Origin of the sequence: Rhizobium sp. SSA_523 (assembly GCF_030435705.1) — a bacterium.
Lineage (GTDB): Bacteria > Pseudomonadota > Alphaproteobacteria > Rhizobiales > Rhizobiaceae > Neorhizobium.
Window position 1 is genome coordinate 2,378,020 of the sequence record NZ_CP129382.1, and the last position, 21,324, is coordinate 2,399,343.

Annotated in this window: 24 protein-coding genes; 10 read left to right on the plus strand and 14 right to left on the minus strand. The window is 62.4% G+C overall.

The features are described from left to right. The first annotated feature begins 193 nt into the window (after positions 1-193). The 4 genes from ftsE to QTJ18_RS19705 all read left to right on the plus strand — a co-directional run bounded on the left by ftsE (position 194) and on the right by QTJ18_RS19705 (position 3,545). Complete coding sequence (gene ftsE / locus QTJ18_RS19690; protein ID WP_252754476.1) at positions 194-853, plus strand: cell division ATP-binding protein FtsE; 660 nt, start codon at positions 194-196, stop codon at positions 851-853. Beyond that, positions 846-1,883 carry a cell division protein FtsX gene (locus QTJ18_RS19695; RefSeq protein ID WP_252754422.1) on the plus strand — a complete coding sequence of 346 codons (1,038 nt, stop codon included), beginning with the start codon at positions 846-848 and terminating at the stop codon, positions 1,881-1,883. The genes ftsE and QTJ18_RS19695 overlap by 8 nt, the downstream gene beginning before the upstream one ends. 49 nt (positions 1,884-1,932) lie before the next feature. Next, complete coding sequence (locus tag QTJ18_RS19700) at positions 1,933-2,670, plus strand: YdcF family protein (RefSeq protein WP_489667250.1); 738 nt, start codon at positions 1,933-1,935, stop codon at positions 2,668-2,670. 68 nt (positions 2,671-2,738) lie between these two features. Continuing rightward, positions 2,739-3,545 carry a lysophospholipid acyltransferase family protein gene (locus QTJ18_RS19705; RefSeq protein WP_252754421.1) on the plus strand — a complete coding sequence of 269 codons (807 nt, stop codon included), beginning with the start codon at positions 2,739-2,741 and terminating at the stop codon, positions 3,543-3,545. Here QTJ18_RS19705 and QTJ18_RS19710 read toward each other — a convergent pair. Continuing rightward, entirely contained in the window at positions 3,530-4,069 is a 540-nt protein-coding gene (locus QTJ18_RS19710; protein ID WP_252754420.1) for a gamma-glutamylcyclotransferase, read from the minus strand. The two genes, QTJ18_RS19705 and QTJ18_RS19710, sit on opposite strands and share 16 nt — an antisense overlap. 153 nt (positions 4,070-4,222) lie before the next feature. On the opposite strand from QTJ18_RS19710, the gene QTJ18_RS19715 reads away from it, so the two are divergent. Continuing rightward, complete coding sequence (locus QTJ18_RS19715) at positions 4,223-5,227, plus strand: DUF2125 domain-containing protein (RefSeq protein ID WP_252754419.1); 1,005 nt, start codon at positions 4,223-4,225, stop codon at positions 5,225-5,227. Here the strand turns inward: QTJ18_RS19715 and QTJ18_RS19720 are convergent, their stop codons facing one another. The 3 genes from QTJ18_RS19720 to QTJ18_RS19730 all read right to left on the minus strand — a co-directional run bounded on the left by QTJ18_RS19720 (position 5,228) and on the right by QTJ18_RS19730 (position 8,077). Beyond that, positions 5,228-6,157 (minus strand): prephenate/arogenate dehydrogenase family protein, encoded by a 930-nt coding sequence (locus QTJ18_RS19720; RefSeq protein WP_252754418.1) that lies wholly within the window; start codon positions 6,155-6,157, stop codon positions 5,228-5,230. Continuing rightward, a complete protein-coding gene (gene hisC, locus QTJ18_RS19725; protein ID WP_252754417.1) occupies positions 6,154-7,260 on the minus strand; it encodes a histidinol-phosphate transaminase in 1,107 nt (368 codons plus the stop codon). Before hisC ends, QTJ18_RS19720 begins: the two co-directional genes overlap by 4 nt. A 73-nt stretch (positions 7,261-7,333) precedes the next feature. Beyond that, complete coding sequence (locus tag QTJ18_RS19730; protein WP_252754416.1) at positions 7,334-8,077, minus strand: class I SAM-dependent methyltransferase; 744 nt, start codon at positions 8,075-8,077, stop codon at positions 7,334-7,336. Between the two features lie 87 nt (positions 8,078-8,164). Here QTJ18_RS19730 and gloB point away from each other — a divergent pair, with 87 nt between their 5' ends. Together gloB and QTJ18_RS19740 are read left to right on the plus strand one after the other, a co-directional pair. After that, complete coding sequence (gene gloB / locus QTJ18_RS19735; protein WP_252754415.1) at positions 8,165-8,938, plus strand: hydroxyacylglutathione hydrolase; 774 nt, start codon at positions 8,165-8,167, stop codon at positions 8,936-8,938. Then, positions 8,935-9,357, plus strand: a complete 423-nt coding sequence (locus QTJ18_RS19740; protein ID WP_252754414.1) for a cupin domain-containing protein — start codon at positions 8,935-8,937, stop codon at positions 9,355-9,357. Before gloB ends, QTJ18_RS19740 begins: the two co-directional genes overlap by 4 nt. Before the next feature lie 102 nt (positions 9,358-9,459). Here the strand turns inward: QTJ18_RS19740 and yddG are convergent, their stop codons facing one another. Together yddG and QTJ18_RS19750 are read right to left on the minus strand one after the other, a co-directional pair. After that, on the minus strand, positions 9,460-10,350 hold the full coding sequence (yddG, locus tag QTJ18_RS19745; RefSeq protein WP_252754413.1) for an aromatic amino acid exporter YddG: 891 nt from the start codon (positions 10,348-10,350) through the stop codon (positions 9,460-9,462). 121 nt (positions 10,351-10,471) lie between these two features. After that, positions 10,472-11,263, minus strand: a complete 792-nt coding sequence (locus QTJ18_RS19750) for a DUF3108 domain-containing protein (protein ID WP_252754412.1) — start codon at positions 11,261-11,263, stop codon at positions 10,472-10,474. Positions 11,264-11,500: 237 nt separating this feature from the next. On the opposite strand from QTJ18_RS19750, the gene rpmB reads away from it, so the two are divergent. Together rpmB and QTJ18_RS19760 are read left to right on the plus strand one after the other, a co-directional pair. After that, positions 11,501-11,791 carry a 50S ribosomal protein L28 gene (gene rpmB, locus QTJ18_RS19755; RefSeq protein ID WP_252754474.1) on the plus strand — a complete coding sequence of 97 codons (291 nt, stop codon included), beginning with the start codon at positions 11,501-11,503 and terminating at the stop codon, positions 11,789-11,791. 110 nt (positions 11,792-11,901) lie between these two features. Continuing rightward, positions 11,902-12,537 carry a queuosine precursor transporter gene (locus tag QTJ18_RS19760; RefSeq protein ID WP_252754411.1) on the plus strand — a complete coding sequence of 212 codons (636 nt, stop codon included), beginning with the start codon at positions 11,902-11,904 and terminating at the stop codon, positions 12,535-12,537. Between the two features lie 12 nt (positions 12,538-12,549). On the opposite strand, the gene QTJ18_RS19765 is transcribed toward QTJ18_RS19760, so the two are convergent. From QTJ18_RS19765 to QTJ18_RS19785, 5 genes are all read right to left on the minus strand, one after another. Further along, positions 12,550-13,107 carry an AAA family ATPase gene (locus QTJ18_RS19765; RefSeq protein WP_252754410.1) on the minus strand — a complete coding sequence of 186 codons (558 nt, stop codon included), beginning with the start codon at positions 13,105-13,107 and terminating at the stop codon, positions 12,550-12,552. 18 nt (positions 13,108-13,125) lie between these two features. Then, positions 13,126-14,127 (minus strand): esterase-like activity of phytase family protein, encoded by a 1,002-nt coding sequence (locus QTJ18_RS19770; protein ID WP_252754409.1) that lies wholly within the window; start codon positions 14,125-14,127, stop codon positions 13,126-13,128. Between the two features lie 14 nt (positions 14,128-14,141). After that, entirely contained in the window at positions 14,142-16,043 is a 1,902-nt protein-coding gene (cobT, locus tag QTJ18_RS19775; RefSeq protein WP_252754408.1) for a cobaltochelatase subunit CobT, read from the minus strand. Positions 16,044-16,084: 41 nt separating this feature from the next. Further along, positions 16,085-17,077, minus strand: coding sequence for a cobaltochelatase subunit CobS (gene cobS, locus QTJ18_RS19780; RefSeq protein WP_252754407.1), 993 nt, complete (start codon positions 17,075-17,077; stop codon positions 16,085-16,087). A gap of 74 nt (positions 17,078-17,151) precedes the next feature. Further along, entirely contained in the window at positions 17,152-17,775 is a 624-nt protein-coding gene (locus QTJ18_RS19785) for a J domain-containing protein (protein ID WP_252754406.1), read from the minus strand. A gap of 101 nt (positions 17,776-17,876) precedes the next feature. Here QTJ18_RS19785 and QTJ18_RS19790 point away from each other — a divergent pair, with 101 nt between their 5' ends. Beyond that, positions 17,877-18,203 carry a BolA family protein gene (locus tag QTJ18_RS19790; RefSeq protein WP_252754405.1) on the plus strand — a complete coding sequence of 109 codons (327 nt, stop codon included), beginning with the start codon at positions 17,877-17,879 and terminating at the stop codon, positions 18,201-18,203. A gap of 22 nt (positions 18,204-18,225) precedes the next feature. Here the strand turns inward: QTJ18_RS19790 and QTJ18_RS19795 are convergent, their stop codons facing one another. Genes QTJ18_RS19795 through QTJ18_RS19805 form a run of 3 tightly spaced genes read right to left on the minus strand, consistent with a single transcriptional unit; the run spans position 18,226 to position 21,255 of the window. Then, positions 18,226-19,530 carry an HlyC/CorC family transporter gene (locus QTJ18_RS19795; RefSeq protein ID WP_252754404.1) on the minus strand — a complete coding sequence of 435 codons (1,305 nt, stop codon included), beginning with the start codon at positions 19,528-19,530 and terminating at the stop codon, positions 18,226-18,228. Further along, positions 19,524-20,663, minus strand: a complete 1,140-nt coding sequence (aroB, locus tag QTJ18_RS19800; protein ID WP_252754403.1) for a 3-dehydroquinate synthase — start codon at positions 20,661-20,663, stop codon at positions 19,524-19,526. Before aroB ends, QTJ18_RS19795 begins: the two co-directional genes overlap by 7 nt. Then, positions 20,653-21,255 carry a shikimate kinase gene (locus tag QTJ18_RS19805; RefSeq protein WP_252754402.1) on the minus strand — a complete coding sequence of 201 codons (603 nt, stop codon included), beginning with the start codon at positions 21,253-21,255 and terminating at the stop codon, positions 20,653-20,655. The genes aroB and QTJ18_RS19805 overlap by 11 nt, the downstream gene beginning before the upstream one ends. Positions 21,256-21,324 lie beyond the last annotated feature (69 nt).

The following is a 21,324-nucleotide window of genomic DNA, read 5'->3' on the forward strand; positions in this document are numbered from 1 at the left end:
TTGCAACGAATCCCGCTCAGTCGTAAATTCAAGTGGTTAATGCTTCGCAAACTCGACCCGAAACAGCCTGGTTTCGGGCTATGGTGAAAGCTTCCGTCAACCCTTGGCGTTTACCAAGGCTCACAGAGACGGCGCGGCCATGTCATCCGCTGGGCCGGCGCCAAGAATGACCACCAATGGACTGGACGACGCGTTGATCCATTTTGAAAATGTCGGCTTGCGATATGGAATGGGACCGGAAATTCTCCGCGATCTCACATTCGACATTCCCAGCCGATCCTTCCAGTTCCTGACCGGCCCGTCGGGCGCCGGCAAGACCACGCTTCTGAGATTGCTTTTCCTGTCGCTGCAGCCGACCCGCGGCCTCATTCGCATGTTCGATCGCGACCTGTCGCAGATCCCCCGCAATGAATTGCCCATGCTGCGTCGCCGGGTCGGAATCGTCTTCCAGGATTTTCGCCTCCTGGATCATCTGACGACCTATGAAAACGTCGCTCTGCCCCTGCGCGTTCGCGGCAAGGAGGAATCGGGCTATCGCAACGATGTTCTGGAACTCCTGAAATGGGTCGGGCTCGGCGAGCGCGTCAATGTCCTGCCCGCGGTCCTCTCCGGCGGCGAAAAGCAGCGCGCGGCGATTGCCCGGGCGCTGATGGACCGCCCGGAGATCCTGCTTGCCGACGAGCCGACGGGCAATGTCGATCCGCCCATGGCGCGGCGGCTGCTGAACCTGTTTCTGGAGCTGAACCGGCTCGGCACGGCCGTGGTGATCGCAACCCATGATCTGGCCCTGATGGACCAGGTGGATGCCAGGCGGATGATCCTCACAGATGGGCGGCTAGACATCTATGAATGAAATCAGCCGCCGCTCCACCCCTTCCCGGCCCGCCAAGCAGGACGGCTCAGGCGCCCCGGCGCACCAGAAGCGCCCGCAGATCCGGGTCCGTCCGCAGGGACCCATCCTGCCGCCCTCCAACATTCAGGGCAATGCCTTGATGGTGGTCATCGCCATCATGTCCTTCCTCGCCTGCCTCACCTGGGGCGGGGTCAGCATGGTGCGGGCCACCGCCTCCAGCTGGGAAAGCCAGATTTCCCGGGAGATCACCATCCAGATCAAGCCGGATGATTCGCTCGATATGGATGCCGCGCTGAAAAAAGCGCGCGATCTGGCGCTGACCTTCGTCGGCACGAAGGACGGCAGGATCATGGACGATGCCGCAACCGCCCGCCTGCTCGAACCCTGGCTGGGCTCCGGCCTCGACCTGAAGGAATTGCCGGTGCCGCGTCTCGTCATCATTACCATCGACGAGGCCAATCCGCCGGATTTCGCGGCCATGCGCGACCTGCTGCGCGCAGAGGTGCCGCAGGCCTTTCTCGATGATCATCGCACCTGGGTGGACCGCCTCGTTTCCATGGCGCATACCACGGTCCTGATCGGCACGGGCGTTCTCGTGCTTGTCTTCACCGCCATGATCCTGACCGTGATCTTCGCGACGCGCGGCGCATTGTCCGGCAATCGCCACATTGTCGAAGTCCTGCATTTTGTCGGGGCCGAAAGCGGCTTCGTCGCCAGCGAGTTCCAGAAGCATTTTCTCAAGATCAGCCTGAAGGGCTCTGCCGCGGGAGGCGTTCTGACGGCCCTATTGTTCCTCACCGCCAATATCTGGCAGAGCAATTCGCTGGCGACGCCGGAAAGCGATCAGGCCACGGCGCTCTTCGGCACCTTCACCATCGGCTTCTCCGGCTATCTCGGCATTCTTGCCACAATGATCGTCATTGCTTTGTTGACGACCTTGACGGCGCGATGGACTGTGATGCGCACGATTGACGAAATCGATCTCATTCGATCAGATCCGGCTCGTTCCGATGGCTTGCCGTCCGCGTGAGCCCGGCTCCCTTTTGTCTTGAACGGATCGGGTATAAGGACTTGTGGCCATGACCCTTGGCCAGACCATGCACACCAATGGCGCCCACGAGCAGCCACCGCCACGCCGATGGAACTACCGGTTCCGTCGCAACGGCGCCCTGCGCCGTACGCTGCGCTATCTCGGCTTCCTGCTGCTGGTTGTTGCCACCCTCCTGTGTGGCGGCTTTCTCTGGTTTGCCGACACGGTCACCTCGCTGAAGCCGCCGGATGGCGTGAAGGCCGATGCCATCGTGGTCCTGACCGGAGGCTACCAGCGGATCGACCAGGCTTTGGGCCTGCTGCGCGACGGCGCCGGGCGGCGCCTGCTGATTTCAGGCGCGCATCCTTCCGTCACGCCTTCGCAGATCCGCAAGACGACGCAGGGCTCGGAAGATCTCTTCCAATGCTGCGTGGATGTCGGCTATGCGGCTATCGACACGATCGGCAATGCCCATGAGATCACGCGCTGGATCTCCGACAATGCCTATCGCTCCGTCCTTGTCGTGACATCGAACTACCACATGCCGCGCAGCCTGCTGGAGCTGCGCCGGGTTGACCACCGCACAACCTTCATTCCCTATCCGGTGGTGAATGCGGACCTGACCCGCAAGGCGTGGTTTACCGATCCGGATGCGCTGCGCACCATGTTGGCGGAATATGTGAAAATGGCTGCCTCCAGCCTGCGCTGGGTGGCCGGCATGCCGCAAGGAACCGGCTTGCGCAGCCATGATGAAATCGAGAAGGAAAGCGCCAGGCCGCCGCATTGAGCTGCCCGCTTTCGCAACCGGCGCCAATGGTGTAGGGACGCCTTGGCCCATTTATCCGGATCTGTCCCATGCTGATGCTGCGTTCAACCCTTTTCAATATTGCTTTCTATGCAAATTTGATTTTGCGCATGATCGTCCTGACGCCTATCTACTTCCTTCTGCCGCGCAAGAAGGCCTTTGCCATTCCCAAGGCCTGGGCGCGATCCAATCACTGGCTGATGGAGAAGATCGTCGGGACAACGTTCGAGATCGAAGGGCTGGAAAACATCCCCAAGACCGGCTGCATTTTCGCGCCCAAGCATCAATCCTTCTGGGACACCTATGCCCTTCTCCCCTGGATGGATGACCCCGTCTACATCCTGAAGCGGGAGCTTACCTGGATCCCCCTCTTCGGCTGGTACGTCCAGAAGCAGAAGATGATCCCGGTCGACCGCGGCGCGCGCGGCAAGGTCATGATGGAGGTCATGCGTCGCACGAAGCTGGAGATGGAAGCCGGGCGCCAGCTGATCATCTATCCGGAGGGCACGCGCCGTCCGCCAGGAGCCGAACCGGCCTATCGCTACGGGATTGCCCGCATCTATCGCGACATGGCCGTCCCCGTCGTGCCGATCGCCATGCATCCCGGCCTTTTCTGGCCGCGGCGCAACACGATGCGTTATCCCGGCCATTTCAAGGTCCGGATCCTGCCGCCGATTGCTCCCGGCATGGATCCGGATGCATTTTTCGCGCATCTGATCGCAACGCTGGAGACGGCGAGCGACGATCTGCTCCTGGACGATGTTGCCGCCAATCCGGATCTTCCTCTGCCCGCAACAGCCGCCAAACGTGTTGCCGAGCTGAAGGCATCACGGGCAGAACTTCAGGCGACGGTTTGATGGCGTAGGCGGAGCACGGCCTCCGCCACGCCTTCCAGCCAGAGATCGCGTATGCCCATATCCTGCATATGGGAGAGCGTATTGTCGACATAGGCGTGATTGGGACCCGACTTGCCGGTCGATGCATGGACGATGCGCGCGGCCGTCTCCACTTCGAGTGCGCCGGCATATTGCGGATGGCCGCGATCCACCACATAGCTCAGCGCCTTGACCTGGCGACCGTCTTCCAGCGCCACCGGCAGATGCCGCTCCAGATAGACATGGGTGACGAGTTCGCGCGCCCGCAGGTAATCGACGACCTCCGGCCAGTCGCGCGGTGCAACCTGGAAGGCCACGCCGCGGCACGATCCGCCGCGATCGAGACCTAGGACCAGGCCTGGCCGTTCCGGCGTCCCCCGATGGACAAAGGAGCGGACACAAAGCGCACGGCGATAGCCGAAAGCGCGGGCCTGAAGCCGGGCCTCATAAGGGAAGCCGGGGTTCCACATGAGCGAGCCGTAGCCAAACACCCAAAATTCGTCCATATCGCACGTCACACAGCATGCTAATGCATCGGCCCGCCAATCGAAAACCGATCGTCGGAAACAGCGATGCCTAGAGTCAACGGGTCAGAGCCTCTTCCTGCGTCCGAAGCGATGCGAGGCATTCTGATCGAAGCGGCACCATTGGAGAAGATCATGGCAGCGTCAAGCCGAAGCGGCGTCAGCGGCAAAATTTGGGCTCTCGGGGCAGCCATTCTTCTGGTCATTGCCGTCTATACCGGCGGCTGGTTCTATGCGGCGTCCTTGTTGAAGGAAAAGACCCTGGCCTTGCTCGGCAACCAGAATGGCAACGGCGTGTCGGCAGAATGCAGCGATGCCGATTATCGCGGCTATCCTTTTCGAATCGGTCTGTTCTGCTCCAAGGTTGCGATCGACGACCGCGTGAACGGTGTGGCGGTCAGCGTCGGCGCGCTGCGCTCGGCAGCACAGATCTACCAGCCAAGCCATATCGTCTGGGAACTCGACGGGCCGGCCGAGACCCGCACGACCCATGGCTTCACCGCATCCTCGCAATGGAACAGCCTGCAGTCGAGCCTCGTCACCAATGGCGGCGGCGTGGACCGCAGTTCGACCATCGTCAAGGACCTGAAAACCAGCATCGTCTCGACGCAGACACAGCAGGTGTTCGATGTCACGGTCGGCGAAACGCAGGCCCATCTGCGGCAGAACGGTAATGATCTCGATGCAGCCGTTACCATGACCAATACCCAGCTTGCGACGGCCGGGCTTCCTGTCGCCTTGCCGCAATTCACCTTGGCCGGCGATGTTACGCTCACCGACAAGGCCGCTCTTCTGGAAGGTCGTGACGGCGGCAGCGGGCTTTACGGCGCCTCTGGCGATATCCGGCAGCTCGGCGTCGATCTTGGCAGCGGCCAGATCCTGTCGCTGAGCGGGCCGTTTTCGATCGATCAGGATGGTCTCATCTCGGGCAAGTTGAAGCTGCGCGTCGACAAGATCGCCGCCTGGCGCGACCAGTTGAAGGGCAATCTGCCGCAGGCAAGTCGCACGATCGATACCGCCACGAAAATGCTCTCGGCGCTGACCGGCGGAGGCGACAGCGCAAGCCTGGACCTCACGCTCAATCGCGGCAAGATACTGGTTGGCGGCTTCATTGCCATCGGCGAAATTCCGCCGATCTGATCAGGGCTTCGGATCCAGTGCGTGACGGCCGAAATCCGGTGCGTCCACGTCCTGCCCGGCCTGAACGATCGATCGGCGGATGGTGCGGGTGCGCGAGAAAAGCTCGAACAGCTTGTCACCCTCGCCCCAGCGGATCGACCGCTGCAACGATGCGAGATCCTCCGAGAAGCGCGCCAGCATTTCAAGGATCGCATCCTTATTGTGCAGGCAGACATCGCGCCACATGGTCGGATCAGAGGCGGCAAGACGGGTGAAATCGCGAAAGCCGGAGGCCGAATATTTGATGACTTCCGATTCCGTCACCGTTTCCAGGTCATCGGCCGTGCCGACTATGTTGTAGGCGATGATGTGCGGCAGATGCGAAACGATCGCCAGAACCTTGTCATGATGCTGCGGGTCCATCTCGTCGACCTTGGAGCCCAATGCGATCCAGAAATCCTTGAGCCGTTCAAGCGCTGCGGCATCCGTTTCCGGCAAGGGTGTGAAGATGCACCAGCGCCCGCGGAAAAGCCCCGGGAAACCGGCATCCGGGCCGGATTTTTCGGTGCCCGCCAGCGGGTGGCCCGGAATGAAATGGACGCCCTCTGGAATATGCGGCTGCATTTGCTGGATGACCGATGCCTTGGTAGACCCGACATCGGTCAAGATGGCGCCGGCCTTCAGATTGGGCGCGATCTGTTCGGCCACGACACCGGAGGATCCGACCGGCACGGAGACGATGATGAGGTCGGCGTCCTTCACCGCCTCGGCGGCCGAGAGCTCATAGCGATCGCCGAGCGCCAGCTCCCTCGCCCGCTCCAGCGTCGCCGGGCTACGGGTCGAGATCACCACCTCCCGGGCAAGCCCGAGATCCTTGATATCGCGTGCGATCGAAGAACCGATCAGGCCGATACCGATCAGCGTGATCCGGTCGAACATCTTATCTGTCATGCCTTGCTCATAAACTCGCCGAGCGCCTCTATGACGCCGCGATTGGCCTCTTCCGAGCCGATCGTCATGCGCAGCGCATTGGGCAGGCCATAGCCTTTGACGGCGCGCAGGATGAAACCGCGGCTGGTCAGAAAGGCATCGGCATCCGGCGCCCGCTTGCCATCCACATCCGGGAAATGGACGAGAACGAAATTCGTCACGGAGGGGGTAACCCTCAGCCCGAGCGCCTCGAAGGCCTGGGTGAGCTTGGTCAGCCACAAGGCATTGTGCTCGACGGCCTTGCCGATGAAGGTTTGATCGCGGATGGCTGCGGCACCGGCAGCAATGGCCGGCGCATTCAGGTTGAAGGGACCACGCACGCGGTTGAGGGCGTCCAGAATATCGGCGGGGCCGTACATCCAGCCGATCCGCAGCGCCGCCAGCCCATAGACCTTGGAGAAGGTTCGCGTCATCACCACGTTCTGGGCGGAGGAGACGAGCTCGATGCCGGATTCGTAGTCGTTGCGATCGACATATTCGGCATAGGCCGCATCCAGGACCAGGATGACATTCTTCGGAATGCCGGCATGCAGGCGACGAATATCGGCGGCCGGCACATAGGTTCCGGTCGGATTGCCCGGATTGGCGATGAAGACCATCCTGGTTTTCGGCGTGACCGCGGCCAGAATGGCATCGACATCCACCCGGCAATCATTCTCCTTCACCGTGACGGGCACGGCGCCGGCACCCATGATCTGGATCCGATAGACCAGGAAACCATGCTCGGTAATGATGGCTTCGTCACCGGTGCCCAGATAGACATGCGCAAGCAGACCGAGCAGTTCGTCCGAACCGTTGCCGCAGAGAATATTGGCAGCATTCAGCCGATGCGTGTCCGCGATCGCCGCACGCAGCTCCAGCGCCTGGCCATCCGGATAAAGCTCCAGGTGACCGGCAGCTTGCCGGAAGGCGTCGAGCGCCTTCGGGCTGGCGCCGAGCGGTGTTTCGTTCGATGACAGCTTGAACACGCGCGCCACGCCTGGCGCATGCTCCTTGCCCGGCACATAGGCGGCTATGTCCAGAATTCCGGGGCGGGGAGCGGGCTTCAGCGAAACGCTATCCATCGAAAAGAACCTTTGGCAGACAGTGGTCCTTCGCAATAATCCTGTCCGCGGCCTTTGTCGAGGCCGCAGGCCGTCAACTGCGGCTGCGCGCGGTGGGCACGCCCTGCGCTCCGAGCACGGGGACGAAGACACGACGCGAGGCGCGCGCGGCTACCGGCAATCCCTGATAGAGCCGCTTCTGGGCCTCCAGCACCAGCACGCCGGAAAAGGCCGGCCACAAGCGCCGTCCGAGCCTTTCGAACCCGTTGCGCAGCTTGAGCACCGCGCGGATCTTGGACGGCGGGAAGAAGAGGGCCTCGGCACTCGAGGCCGGCGTGAAATTGGTTTCGCGCAACAGGTTCGTCAGCTGGCGCCGCGAATAGGGCCGGCCGGAGCCGAAGGGCGTGTGCTCCATGCGCGCCCAGACGCCCCGGCGGTTCGGCACCACGATGACGAGCCGCCCGCCCGGCGCCAGCACACGCCACAGTTCCTTCAGGGTCTCGCGCGGATTTTCCGCAAATTCCAGCGAATGCACCATCAGGACGCGATCGATCGAGGAATCCGGAAGCGGCAGCTCCTCCTCGAAGACCAGCGCTGTCGAGGAGAGTTCGCCCACCGGCCAGTTCACCGCACCCTGCCCGGCCGGCATGAAGGCGAAGGTTCGCTCGGTGGCGGCGCGGAACCGCTCGAGATAGGGAACCGCATAGCCAAGGCCGACCAGCCGCTCTTCCGGCAGGCGCGTCCAGAGAGAGGTCAGCGCCGCACCGATCGAGTGCTCGGCAAACCGGCCCAGGGGCGAGTGATAGAATTCGCGAAGATCGACGATATCGGCGTGCATGCCGCAAACCTAGCAAAGGGTGGTTGGACTTCAAGTCCGGTGTCTCTACATTGGCACCATGAACCGCAAGCACAATGGGTTTAGCGAATGAAAACTCTGGCCATCGAAGTCTTCATGTGCCGCAGCGACAATTTCGGCGTCCTGCTGCACGATCCGGAAAGCGGGCTGACGGCCTCTATCGACGCCCCCGAGGAAGAGCCCATCGTGGCTGCTGCCGAGGCGCGTGGATGGACCATCACCCATATTCTGACCACGCATCATCATCTCGACCATGTCGAGGCCAATCTGGCCCTCAAGCAGCGCTATGGCTGCGAGATCATCGGCCCCGTCAATGAAGCTGTGGCCATTCCCGGCCTCGACCGCACGGTGGCCGATGGCGACGAATTCCTGTTCGGCGAGCATCCGGTGCGCGTCTACGAAACGCCCGGCCACACCGCCGGCCATGTCTGTTACAGCTTTCCGGAGGACAAGCTGCTGTTTGCCGCCGATACGCTGTTCGCGCTTGGCTGCGGCCGGCTGTTCGAGCGGCCGGCGGCGGATATGTGGCATTCGCTCCAGAAGCTCTGCGTGCTGCCGGATGAGACCGCGATCTATTTCGGCCACGAATACACGCTCTCCAATGCGCGCTTCGCCGTCACGGTCGATCCCGACAATGCGGTCCTGCAACGCCGATTGCACGAAATCGAAGCCTTGCGTGCCGAAGGCCGCTTCACCATCCCGACCATGATGGGCCTGGAGAAGGAGACCAATCCCTTCCTGCGGGTGGCCGATCCCTCCATCCGCCGCAACCTCCTGATGGAGGGAGCGACCAATGAGGAGGTCTTTGCCGAGATCCGCAAGCGCAAGGACGAATTCAAGTGACGGCTGACGACATCATCGCCGAACTCTTCATGCAGCCGCATCCCGAGGGCGGCTGGTACAAGGAAACCTTTCGCGACGGTGCCGGCGGCGAGCGCGGTCATTCCACGGCGATCTATTACCTGCTCAAACAGGGGGAAAACTCGCACTGGCACCGGGTGAAGGATGCGGTGGAGATCTGGCATTTTTACGCCGGCAGCCCTTTGCGGCTGCGGATGGCAAGGGACGGGGAAGCCGCCCGCGAGGAAATCCTCGGCCTGTCGCTGGGCAGAGGCGAGAAGCCGCAGATCGTGGTGGAGGCGGATAGCTGGCAATCCGCCGAGAGCCTTGGGGCCTTTACCCTGGTGGGATGTACGGTTGCCCCCGGCTTTTCCTTCTCCGCCTTCGAAATGGCACCGCCTGGCTGGGAGCCCACCGCCTGAGGCATGCTTGCCCCGGACGCGACCTGAGCGGGTTCCCGGTCTGGGCCAGGCCGCCCGCCGGATCGCCAGGTCCCGGCCGCGCAAGCCGTCAAGGTCAGGCGGTCATTGCGCCGGAGCGGCATCCGTCTGCGGCCGCCGGGTGATCATGTCCTTTGCCGCCAGTGCCGCGCCGCCGGTGATCAACAGGCAGGCCAGGGCGATCTTGAGACTGGGTTCGGCAAATCCGAAGAGCAGCAGGATCAGCGTCGACAACAGGGGGGCGGCATAGCTGGCAGCGCCCAGGATCTGAATATCGCCCGTCTTCACCCCATAATCCCATGCATAGAAGGCCGCGCCCACCGGCAGCAGGCCGAGACCGACAATCGCCAGCCATTCCATGCCACCGGAAGGCCAGACGGTGGTTTCGAGCGCCAGATGGCACAGCGCTGACAGAAGGGCGGTGGCGAGGCAAAAACCGGTCACGACATCCGTCGAGACCGCCTCGAAGCGGCGGGTGAGCAGGGAATAGCCCGACCATGTGAAGGCGCAGAGAAAGGCCGCGCCATAGCCGAGGAGATGGGCGCCATCGAAGGTGATACCGGCGCGCGAGACGATCGCGACGGTTCCGGCCAGGCCGGCCAATGCCCCGGCCAAATGATGCCATCGCAATCTTTCGCCCGGCAGAAGCGCCGATCCGACGACGATGAACAGAGGCCAGAGGTAGGCGATCAGTCCCGCCTCCACCGCCGGCGCGTTTCGAAGCGCCGTGAAGTAGAGAAAATGATAGCCGAACAGGCCGCCAATGCCGATCAGCCAGACCTTGGCGGGCTGGCGCAGAAGCTTCATCCGCTCCGGCCGTGCTGCAAGCAGAATGAGGCCGGGCAGGCTGCCGATGGCGAAGGTGATGGCCGATAGCTGGAAGGGAGGTATGGTTCCCGAAGCCGCCGTAAACAGCGCCAGGAGCGACCACATGAGAATGGCCGTGAAGCCGATGAGCGTGCCCCTGATCTTCACATAACCCCCATCCCGGCGCCCGTTCCGGTGCCTGTCGTCTCGCAAGCCTTGCCTGCCCATCCTTGTCGCAGTCGAGGCGTCCTCGTCAGCGCAACCCTGGCCGCAGGAATTCGCTGCCGGTTCAACCGCCGTATTTGACGGCTGTCACATAGACGTCGCCCACCTTGGTGGGAACTCTGGCATAGACGGGAGCATATACATCAGGCCCGGACGCCTTGGCAAACCACACTTCCATGCGCGCCTGCTTGAGGAATTCGATATCGCTGCGACCCTGCCGATAACCGGATCTCGGCCTATAGCGGACTTCGCACACCAGGGCCTCACCCTTGAAGCCATCGGTCGAGAAGGTTTTCTTGCCCTTCGGCGTCAGCACAAGATCCATGCGCGATTCGCCGTCATAGATCGGTAGCCGGCTCGGGCAGACCTTGGCTCCCGCGGGGAAGACGAGGCTGGACAGCGGGTCGAGCACGGCTTGCAGATCGCCAGCGGACACCGGAACCCAGTTGGGCGGGCGCTGACCCGGCTCGGGCTTGATCGTGGAGGAGACAACATCGCCGTTGCGATAGGCGATATCGTAGATACGCGTCTTCTTTCCCTGGGTATAGGTCAGCGAATAGGCATCCGCCTGCAACTGACGCCCCCGGATTGTACCCTTCACATTCGTATCGGCGGAGATGCGGGTGAAGAGATTGACGAGGCCGGACGAGCGGAAGACGCCGGAAATCGTGTAGGACCGGCCATCGAACTCGCTGGCGAAGGACGCCCGGGCGATCGGCAGAAGGCCGAGCGAAACATCATATTCACTGAAATGGCGGGTGCCCGCCGTCACCGCCGGCGACGCCGAAAGACCGACAGCGGCGGATGAGAGAAGGCCAAGCGCAAAGAAGGCGGAGATGCGGCTCCTGCGGAGCATGGTCGTGTCCTGACAAAGAGGTGATCTCTGATTGTTATAGGACGGCAACTATGGCAAGAAAATAGCGGCCGCCATCAGGGCCGACAGCGATTTCCACCTACCCGTCACAGGTTCGACTTGACGGATGCGGCGCTTCTGACTATAGAACCGCAACTTTCCAAACAGGACCAGTTGGATCGGCTGGGCGGGCTTTGCCCGAATCCCCGTTCAATTGCAAAGAAGAACAAAGGTGTACCCATGTCCCGTAAGTGCGAATTGACCGGCAAGGGCGTCCAGTCGGGCAACAACGTCTCTCACGCCAACAACAAGACCAAGCGTCGGTTCCTGCCGAACCTCTGCGACGTCACGCTGATTTCCGACGCTCTCGGCCAGCGTTTCCGTCTGCGCGTCTCGGCCCATGCGCTGCGGTCTGTCGAACATCGCGGCGGCCTGGATGCTTTCCTGCTGAAGGCTCGCGAAAACGAACTGTCGATGCGCGCGCGTCTGCTGCGCCGCCAGATCGCCAAGAAGACCGCAGAAGCCGCGTAAGCAGCTTTCTGCCGTATCACTGGTTCAGATGAGGCTTGGCGGCCATCCGCTCAAGCCTTTTCTGTTGCCGAATTCGTTCTCCAGCTGGTGGCATCACCCAGGGTAAAAAAATGCAGTACCTCCGCGCGACCGCTCTTTATGTTGTCCTGATGACGATCGTCGTCGTCGCTTCCAATTTCCTCGTCCAGTTTCCCGTCCTCGGCTCCGCCTTCGGCATTCAGCTGAGCGATCTTTTGACCTGGGGCGCCTTCATCTATCCGGCCGCCTTTCTGGTCACCGATCTCACCAACAGGCAGTTCGGTCCGCGCATTGCCCGCCGCGTCGTCTTTGCCGGCTTCGTGGTCGGGATCGCCATCTCCTACCACACTTCCATGCCGCGCATCGCCATTGCTTCCGGCACCGCCTATCTGGTGGGCCAGCTTCTGGACATCTCGGTGTTCAACCAGTTGCGACGCCAGACCTGGTGGCGGGCCCCGCTGGCGGGCTCGCTCATCGGCTCCATGCTGGACACGATCCTGTTCTTTTCGCTGTCCTTCGCACTGGTCTTCGGCTTTCTCGGCGCCAATGACGAGTTCGCGATCGGTTCGGCGCCCATTCTCGGCGTATTCGCCACCGAGGCACCCCGCTGGATTTCCTGGGCGATCGGCGATTTCGTCGTCAAGCTCCTGGTCGGGCTGGTCATGCTTCTGCCCTATGGCGCGCTGATGAGCGTCGTCAAGCCCATGCCACCGGCAAAAGCCGCCTGAGGGCGTCCGCCGTTACTTGACGCTCTTGTTTGAGACGACCGGATGCCGGCAAACAGCATCCGCCAGCTCGTCCGGGACCATCGACGAATCAAGCCGCAGGACCGGGGTCTGGCGCATGGCCAGCCAGGCTTCATGGGCGGCCAGGCTGCGCTGCTCGGGACCGGCGCGATCATAACTTGCCGCCCAGTCGATGAAGGCGCGGCTCGTCTCCGCCATATCGCCGCCGGGCAAAATTCGAGCGCCATAGCGTTCCTGCTCCCGGCGCCGGATGCGCTCCATCCGTATCAGCGGATCAAGTCGCAGAAAGACGATCAGATCGTAAAGCGGTTCGAGCGGCATTCCCCATTTGAGGGCCGAGCCGGTCAGGACCCAGGCGGAGGCCCCGGCCATCGCCTCCTCGATCAGCGCAAGCCGATCCGTCACCGGTCGCGGCGTCGTATAGGGAAGATCGGTCGGCGCCCAGAAAAAATCATCGGTATCGAGATGAAGGATCTGCAGCTGTTCGCCGAGCAGGCGTCCGAGCGTCGTCGTGCCGGAGCCGGAGGCTCCCAGGATATGAATGCGGACCATTCTTCGCCTCTGTCGGATCTATGGCAAAAGACGGAATTCCAGCAATAGATTGCGCTGGAGGATCGAGTGATTGTCATCCGAGACGAGGATGACATGCGGATGACCGTCCGCGCCCTCAATCACGTCCATGCCTTCCATATTGTCGATCTGAAACCCCATATCGGCCTCCAGTATCACCGTCCCGTCGACAAGCGAACCGGGGCGCAGGTCCAGGCCACTGATACGACGAATGCGCATGCCAAGCCCGCCAAGAAAGCTGAACCGGCGTTCCAGCAGCAAGAGATCGCCATCCGGGAGGAAGGCACCGTCCGTCACATCCCAGGGCGCCTCGCGCCGGACCTTGAAGCCACCCTTCATCGGCCCTTCGAGAATGGCGGCGAACAGATTGCCCTCATCATCCACGCTTTTTTCCGCGATCGTCATGGCGGCTCCCTGCAGCGGGCCGTCGGCCGGCGCCACCAGCATCGTCTCCAGGCCACCATTGGCGCGCAATTCGCGCCGCGGAATCAGGATGTCGAGGCTGCGACCGGGGCGCGCGGAGAGGAAGCCCGGATCGGGATAGATGGCAATGCGGTGCGTGCGCTCATAGCTTACCAGCACCTCCCCGTCACGCAGGGCAACCCCTTCCGCATCCATGTCGCTTTTGGAGCGGGGCTCCTCCCCCCGCCCATCCAGCATGGGCGCAAGCCTGACCTCGTACAGACCGGACAGCCGTCCATCGGCGCTGCGGTCCAGCCTGCCGGTCAGCCAGTGGCCCGTGTCGAGCACGGCCACGAAGCTTGCCCCGTCAGCCCGAAGACGAAGGCTTGAAATTGAGCCGAGCAGATCTTCGCTCGAGGAAAATTCCAGCCCGCCCAGGAATTCGAAGCTGCCGAAGCGTGTCTCCGACGAACCCGGCTTGAAGCGCTCGACGCGCGTGGCCGTGACCGGAACGCTTTGCTCCTCGGCCAGACCGGTTTGCGCGGGAGAGACCAGTGCTAAGGCGAGCAATCCCGTCAGGAGGAGGCGTGTTGGCACCATTGCGGGGCGCGCGATCAGCCCGCGCGCCGCAAGCGGCTGCCGCGTGCCGAGGGGGTGCTTTCGTCAAACAGCGAGGCGAGCTGCTCGGTCATCGCACCCGCCAATTCATCGGCATCGACGATCGTGACGGCACGGCGATAATAGCGCGTCACGTCATGGCCGATGCCGATCGCCAGGAGTTCAACCGGCGAGCGGTTTTCGATCTGGTCGATGACGGCGCGCAGGTGGCGCTCCAGATAATTGCCGGGATTGACCGACAGAGTCGAATCATCGACCGGCGCGCCATCGGAGATCATCATGAGGATCTTGCGCTGCTCCGGACGTCCGATCAGGCGGTTATGCGCCCACATCAGCGCTTCGCCGTCGATATTCTCCTTGAGCAGGCCTTCGCGCATCATCAGGCCGAGATTGCGCCGCGAGCGGCGCCAGGGCGCATCCGCGGCCTTGTAGACGATGTGACGCAGATCGTTCAGGCGACCGGGAGTCGGCGGCTTGCCATTGGCCAGCCATTGCTCGCGGCTCTGGCCGCCCTTCCAGGCCTTGGTGGTGAAGCCGAGGATTTCCACTTTCACACCGCACCGTTCCAGCGTGCGGGCCAGAATATCGGCGCAGGTGGCAGCAACCGTAATCGGCCGGCCGCGCATGGATCCCGAATTGTCGATGACCAGCGAGACCACCGTATCGCGAAATTGCGTGTCACGCTCCCGCTTGAAGGAAAGCGGCTGCATGGGATCGATCACGAGCCGCACGAGGCGCGCCGGATCGAGATAGCCCTCTTCCAGATCGAACTCCCAGGACCGGTTCTGCTGTGCCATGAGCCGGCGCTGGAGGCGGTTCGCAAGCCGGCCGACGGCGCCCTGGAGATGGGAAAGCTGCTTGTCGAGAAAGGCGCGCAGGCGGTCGAGTTCCGCCTCATCGCACAATTCCTCGGCCGTCACCTCCTCGTCGAAGGCTTCGGTGAAGATGTGGTAATCCACCTTCTCGTTGAAATCGTCGAAAGGCATGTTGGGCCGGCGGGTTTCGCCTGGCGTTTCCGACTGATCGTCATCGTCGTCGGACATGTCGTCGTCGGAGATTTCGGCGCCGTCCATTTCGCCTTCGTCGAGCTGTTCCTCGGCGGCCTGGCTCTCTTCGGCGGGAGCGGCGTCGGAGCCTGCATCTTCCTCGACCTCGTCATTCTCGGTCTCGTTGCTGCGCGGCTGCTCCTCGTCGTTCTCGTTCTCCATTTCCTCCGGCTGGTTCTCGTCGTCGCCGTAATCCTCGGCCATCTGCATGGATGACAGCATGTGGCGAACGAGCTTGCCGAAGGCCTGCTGGTCCTCGATAACGGTCCTCAGACCGTCCAGATCTCCGCCGACCTTCTCTTCGAAGAAGGGCCGCCAGAGCTCGAGCACCTTGCCGGCGCTGGCAGGTGGCTTGGCGCCCGTCAGCTTTTCGCGCACCAGCATGGCCATGGCCTCGCCGATCGGCGCATCTTCCTGGCGATCGACGCCGGTGAAGTTCGCCTTGGCATATTTCTCGGCATTCATGCTGTTGATATTGGCGGCAACGCCTGCCATGCGCAGCGAGCCGAGCGATTCCACCCGGGCCTGCTCGACGGCGTCGAAGACGGTGCGCGCATCGGCACCCTGCGGCGACATGGACGCATGCACATTGGTATCGTGGCAGGCAAGCCGAAGCGCCATGGAATCGCCCAGCCCGCGTGTCACCGATAGCTCCTGCGCCGTCGGACGCTTGGAGATTTCCGGCAGGCGAATGCGCTCGCCCGCCATGCCGGGTCGCTCATTGGCGAAGGAGACCTCGACCTCGTGGCTACCGGCTATCGACCGGACACAGCCGGTGATGGCCCGGCGCAACGGCTCCGTGTCCACCGGCCCGCCGGATTTTGCCTTCGAATTGTCGCCACGGCCTGCCATATGCTTACCTTGTCTGCCGGTTTCTGCTGCCTTCAGCCAAACTACGCTCCAAGAACGATGTTCGCAGCGCTTTCCTTCAGTTCCACGCCGAATGCCCGCTGATACTGTTCGGCAACCAGCGTGCGTTCCAGCTCATCGCATTTGTTGAGGAAGGTGATGCGGAAGGCAAAGGCGACATCGCCGAAGATCTCCGCATTTTCCGCCCAGGTGATCACCGTACGCGGGCTCATCACCGTCGACAGATCGCCATTGATGAAGGCCGAGCGGGTCATGTCCGCAACGCGCACCATTTTCGATACGGTTTCGCGACCTTCGGTCGTCGCGCCAAAGCTCTTCACCTTGGCCGCCACGATATCGACTTCCTTTTCATGCGGCAGATAGTTCAGCGTCGTCACGATCGACCAGCGGTCCATCTGCGCCTGGTTGATCTGCTGCGTGCCGTGGTAGAGACCGGTCGTATCGCCGAGGCCGACCGTGTTGGCGGTGGCAAACAGGCGGAAGGCCGGATGCGGGCGGATGACCCGGCTCTGATCGAGAAGGGTCAGGCGGCCCGAGCTTTCCAGCACGCGCTGGATGACGAACATGACGTCCGGGCGTCCGGCATCATATTCGTCGAAGACGAGCGCCACATTGTGCTGGTAGGCCCAGGGCAGGATCCCGTCCTTGAATTCGGTGATCTGCTTGCCGTCCTTCAGGACGATCGCATCCTTGCCGACGAGGTCGATACGGCTGACATGGCTGTCCAGGTTGACGCGCACGCAGGGCCAGTTGAGGCGCGCCGCGACCTGTTCGATATGGGTGGATTTGCCCGTGCCGTGAAAGCCCGAGACCATCACGCGACGATTGTGCGCGAAGCCAGCGAGAATGGCCAGCGTCGTGTCGCGATCGAACAGATAGTCCGGATCGAGATCAGGGACGTAGGGATCGCTATTGCTGTAGGCCGGGACCCTCAGATCGGTGTCGAGGCCGAAGACGTCCCGCACCGACACCGTCGTATCGGGGAGATTGGAAATATCAAGATCGATTTTGCTCATCACCACTCCACGCCGAACCGCCCAGGCGGTTCAGCCGCATCATTCGCTGCCATGTTGCCTTGCACCAGAACGGCTTAGCAGAAACCGGACTGCTTTAACAATTGGTAGGCCTGTATGACAGCCCGAAAACGTTCCTCCGACCCGCGATCGCCGCCATTCGCGTCCGGATGGTGTTTCTTGACCAGTTCCTTGTAGCGGCTCTTGATTTCTGTCGCTGTTGCGCCCGCCGTCAAGCCCATTGTGTCAAAAGCCTTGGCTTCGAGCGTCTTCAGCTTGCGGACGGGCTGCGTCGGGCGCGCGCCCGCCTGCCCATCGCGCACGAAGCCGAACGGGTCCTTGACGCGCTGGTAGCTGGCGGCGGAGCCGGAGCGCATCGTGGCATGAATGGGCGCGTCCTTGGCGGATTTGTTGACGCCCACTGTCCATGTCGGTCGATGACCGGTGATCGCTTCCTTCTGGTAGCGGGCGATCTCGGTATCGGAGAGGCCGGAAAAATAGTTGTAGCCTTTGTTGTAGTCTTTCACATGTTCGAAACAGAACAGAAAGAACTGCCCCTCGGCATTGCGGCCGACCGGCGCGCGGTGAACGCCCGGCTTGTCGCACCCGTCCCATTGGCAGGTCGGGGCCGCGGCCACGCTTTCCTGCTCCCGTTTCCGGCGGGTCCGGATGCGATCGAAATATTTGGAATCCAGTTTCATTTGGCTACATTATGGGGTGCGCCAGACAGCAGGACAAGAATTGACAAACCGGTTTCTTGCTGCTTTCTGGGACCCCCTTTTCCGGCATTGCGGAGCCGCTCATGTCCATCACTCGCCCGTCCGATCAAGCGCCTGCCGGGGAACCAGCCTCGGTTCGCTCGCGGATCGAACATGTCCTTGCGCAAGCGCTCGAACCGCAGAGACTGGCTGTTCTCGACGAAAGCCACCAGCATGCCGGCCATCAGCCGGACATGACCGGCACCGGCGAGACGCATATGCGGGTGCGCGTCGTTTCCCAGCGTTTTGCCGGCATGACCCGCCTGCAGCGTCACCGCCTGGTCAATGACCTGTTGAAGCAGGAACTGGATGCCGGGCTGCATGCGCTCGCCATCGAAGCCGCAGCGCCCGGTGAAGCCACGCGCTGGTAGGCGCTCGGCAGAAGGCCATGGGTCAGTTCTGCAGGGGCAGGTCCTCTGCCGGCCTGATCCGCAGCCGTGTGATTCGGTTTTTCTCCCGCTTCATCACCGTGAAGCGCTTGCCGTGGAAGGTGAAGCTCTGGCGCTCCTGCGGAATGAGCTTGGATTCGTGAATGACGAGCCCGGCAATTGTCGTCGCCTCCTCGTCCGGCAGGCTCCAGTCAAGCGCACGGTTGAGATCGCGGATCGGGACCGAGCCCTCCACCACGATCGAGCCATCGGCTTCCTGACGCACGCCCTGAATCTCGAGATCATGTTCGTCGGCAATGTCACCGACGATCTCTTCCAGAATGTCCTCGAGCGTCACAATGCCCTGCACCTCGCCATATTCATCGACGACCACGGCAAAATGCATCTTGCGCCGCAGGAAAGCGTTGAGCTGATCCTTGAGGCTGGTCGTATCGGGAACGAACCAGGGTTTCTGGGCAATCTTGACGATATCCAGATCGCGCGGCTCCATGTTCGGCTCCGCCAGCGCCCGCAGCAGATCCTTGGCATGCACGATGCCGATAATGTTCTCGGTGGTCGTGCGCCACAGTGGCATTCGGGTAAAGGGGCTCTCCAGCACGGTGCGCACGATGAGCTCCGGCGGATCCTCGGCATTGATCGCCCGCATGACGGTGCGGTGCTTCATGACATCCGACACTTCCAGCTCTTCAAGATCGAGGAGGCCGCCGAGACGGTCACGATCGGCCTTGACGAAGGAGCCTTCCCGGTGGAGCAGATCGAGCGCGCCGCGCAACTCCTCATGCGCCGTCAGCATGGAGGTCTCGCGCGACAGGTTGACGCCGAACAGCGACAGGATGAAGCGCACGATGGCGTTGACGCCGCTCGACAGGGGGCCGGCCAGACCGACGAAGATGCGCACCGCCGGTGCGACGAACATGGCGAAACGGTCCGGCGAGGAAATGGCCCAGCTCTTCGGCAGAACCTCGGAGAACACCACCAGGAGCACCGTCATCACCAGCGTCGCTATGGCGACGCCGGTCTGTCCGAAGAGGCCGAGAAACAGGCTCGTCGTCAAAGAGGAGGCGAGGATATTGACGAGATTGTTGCCGATCAGCAGGGCGCCGATCAAACGGTCCCGTCTCTCGATCAGATGTCCGACAAGGGCCGCCCTTTCATCGCCATTGCTCTCCAGCGTATGCATGCGGGCCCGCGAAGCCGCGGTCAGCGCCGTCTCAGAACCGGAAAAGAAGGCCGAGGCGGCAATCAGCCCGACAATGGAGACGAGAGTCAGCCAGTATTCCGACAGGATCTCTAGGACTGTGTTCAGCATTGCCCGGTACGACTATCCTCGAGGAAAGCGCTGACCTGCGACGTCGGCACGTCATCGGCAATGAAGGATTGACCGATGCCGTGGGTCAGGATGAAGGTCAGCTTGCCGCTTTTCACCTTCTTGTCCTGGGCGATTGCGTCCAGCAGGCGATCGGCGGCCAATGCCTCACCAGGTATGTCAGAAATGCGCGTCGGCAAGCCGACCGTCTTCAGATGTGCCTCGACACGCGCCGCATCGTCAGGGCTTGCGAGGTTCAGGCGGGCCGAGAACTGGTGGGCCAGCACCATGCCGATCGACACGGCCTCGCCATGCACCAGGCGGCTGCTGTCGTAACCCGTGGATGCTTCCAGCGCATGGCCGAAGGTGTGGCCAAGATTGAGCAGGGCGCGGCGGCCGTTTTCCCGCTCGTCCTCCACCACGACATCCGCCTTGGCCTGACAGCTGACGGCGATCGCTTCGGCGCGCGCCTGGCCGCCGGCAAACACGGCGCGCCAGTTGCTCTCCAGCCAGGCAAAGAAGTCCGGCTTGTCGATCAGTCCGTATTTTGCCACTTCCGCATAGCCGGCCCTGAACTCGCGCTCACTCAACGTGTTGAGCGCATCCGTGTCCGACAGGACCAGGTCCGGCTGGTGGAAGACACCGAGAAGGTTCTTGCCATGGCGGGTATTGATGCCCGTCTTGCCGCCCACGGACGAATCCACCTGCGACAGGAGCGTGGTGGGGATCTGCACGAAGCGCACCCCGCGCCGCACGATGCCGGCCGCAAAGCCGGCCAGATCGCCGATGACACCGCCGCCAAGCGCGATGATGCAGTCATTGCGCTCGATGCGGGCCGATAGCGCCATGTCGCAGACCGCGACCAGCGGCTCGACGCTTTTCGTCTTTTCGCCCGCCGGCAAGGTCAGCGAGACCGCCTCGATACCGTCGGTCTGCAGGCCGTCCATCAGCGCGTCGAGATAGAGCGGCGCCACATGCTCGTCGGTGACGATCGCCGCCTTCCGGCCCTTCAGGCGCGCCGAAATTTCGCCGCCGGCATGGGAAATCAGATCGGGTCCGATCAGAATATCGTAGGCACGCTCGCCAAGCGGCACATGCACCACACGATCATAGTTCGACTGCATGTCAGAATTCATCGCGTCCATCATCCTCGGCCAGGGCCGCAACGGCTTGCATGACGCAGGCCGCCATTGCCTCCTTGCGGATATCTTGGGATTCTACCGTCAGATCCGCCTGTGCATAGATCGGGTATCGCTGGGTCATGAGATCCTCCAGCGTCTGCCGGGGATTGGCGGTCTTCAGAAGCGGACGGTTGTTGCGCTTGTTGACCCGTTCCCAGAGAATGTCCAGATCCGCTCTCAGCCACACCGACAGGCCGCCCGACTGGATGCAGGCGCGCGTCCGCTCGTTGATGAAGGCGCCCCCGCCGGTGGAAATTATGCGCGGGCCCGATTTCAACAGGCGTTCGATGACGCGGGTTTCCAGGGCCCGGAACTCCGCCTCGCCATAGGCTTCGAAGAGTTCGGGAATGGTCATGCGCGACACGCGTTCGATCTCGGCATCGGTATCGATGAAGGGAAGCCCCATCTGCTGGGCGACCAGGCGACCGATGACCGACTTCCCGGCACCCATCAACCCGACAAAGATCAGGTTGCGGCGGCCAAGGGCGGCACGCGCGCGACGGGCCAGCGTCACCGGCTCCACCAAATGTTCACCAAGATCGGGCATTGTGCTCGTACGCCATCCTCTCGCATTCCGCTTCCGCACCGTATCGACAAATGCAGTGGAAGCGTCAAG

Bases quoted from the DNA above. Each gene is read 5' to 3' on its own strand.
- QTJ18_RS19785 (WP_252754406.1), bottom strand. From the start codon at position 17,775: ATGAAACTGGATTCCAAATATTTCGATCGCATCCGGACCCGCCGGAAA.
- gloB (WP_252754415.1), top strand. From the start codon at position 8,165: ATGAAAACTCTGGCCATCGAAGTCTTCATGTGCCGCAGCGACAATTTC.
- QTJ18_RS19750 (WP_252754412.1), bottom strand. From the start codon at position 11,263: ATGCTCCGCAGGAGCCGCATCTCCGCCTTCTTTGCGCTTGGCCTTCTC.
- QTJ18_RS19730 (WP_252754416.1), bottom strand. From the start codon at position 8,077: ATGCACGCCGATATCGTCGATCTTCGCGAATTCTATCACTCGCCCCTG.
- cobS (WP_252754407.1), bottom strand. From the start codon at position 17,077: ATGAGCAAAATCGATCTTGATATTTCCAATCTCCCCGATACGACGGTG.
- QTJ18_RS19805 (WP_252754402.1), bottom strand. From the start codon at position 21,255: ATGCCCGATCTTGGTGAACATTTGGTGGAGCCGGTGACGCTGGCCCGT.
- cobT (WP_252754408.1), bottom strand. From the start codon at position 16,043: ATGGCAGGCCGTGGCGACAATTCGAAGGCAAAATCCGGCGGGCCGGTG.
- QTJ18_RS19765 (WP_252754410.1), bottom strand. From the start codon at position 13,107: ATGGTCCGCATTCATATCCTGGGAGCCTCCGGCTCCGGCACGACGACG.
- aroB (WP_252754403.1), bottom strand. From the start codon at position 20,663: ATGAATTCTGACATGCAGTCGAACTATGATCGTGTGGTGCATGTGCCG.
- QTJ18_RS19760 (WP_252754411.1), top strand. From the start codon at position 11,902: ATGCAGTACCTCCGCGCGACCGCTCTTTATGTTGTCCTGATGACGATC.
- rpmB (WP_252754474.1), top strand. From the start codon at position 11,501: ATGTCCCGTAAGTGCGAATTGACCGGCAAGGGCGTCCAGTCGGGCAAC.
- QTJ18_RS19790 (WP_252754405.1), top strand. From the start codon at position 17,877: ATGTCCATCACTCGCCCGTCCGATCAAGCGCCTGCCGGGGAACCAGCC.
- QTJ18_RS19695 (WP_252754422.1), top strand. From the start codon at position 846: ATGAATGAAATCAGCCGCCGCTCCACCCCTTCCCGGCCCGCCAAGCAG.
- QTJ18_RS19705 (WP_252754421.1), top strand. From the start codon at position 2,739: ATGCTGATGCTGCGTTCAACCCTTTTCAATATTGCTTTCTATGCAAAT.
- QTJ18_RS19770 (WP_252754409.1), bottom strand. From the start codon at position 14,127: ATGGTGCCAACACGCCTCCTCCTGACGGGATTGCTCGCCTTAGCACTG.
- QTJ18_RS19720 (WP_252754418.1), bottom strand. From the start codon at position 6,157: ATGACAGATAAGATGTTCGACCGGATCACGCTGATCGGTATCGGCCTG.
- QTJ18_RS19795 (WP_252754404.1), bottom strand. From the start codon at position 19,530: ATGCTGAACACAGTCCTAGAGATCCTGTCGGAATACTGGCTGACTCTC.
- QTJ18_RS19710 (WP_252754420.1), bottom strand. From the start codon at position 4,069: ATGGACGAATTTTGGGTGTTTGGCTACGGCTCGCTCATGTGGAACCCC.
- hisC (WP_252754417.1), bottom strand. From the start codon at position 7,260: ATGGATAGCGTTTCGCTGAAGCCCGCTCCCCGCCCCGGAATTCTGGAC.
- QTJ18_RS19715 (WP_252754419.1), top strand. From the start codon at position 4,223: ATGGCAGCGTCAAGCCGAAGCGGCGTCAGCGGCAAAATTTGGGCTCTC.
- QTJ18_RS19700 (WP_489667250.1), top strand. From the start codon at position 1,933: ATGACCCTTGGCCAGACCATGCACACCAATGGCGCCCACGAGCAGCCA.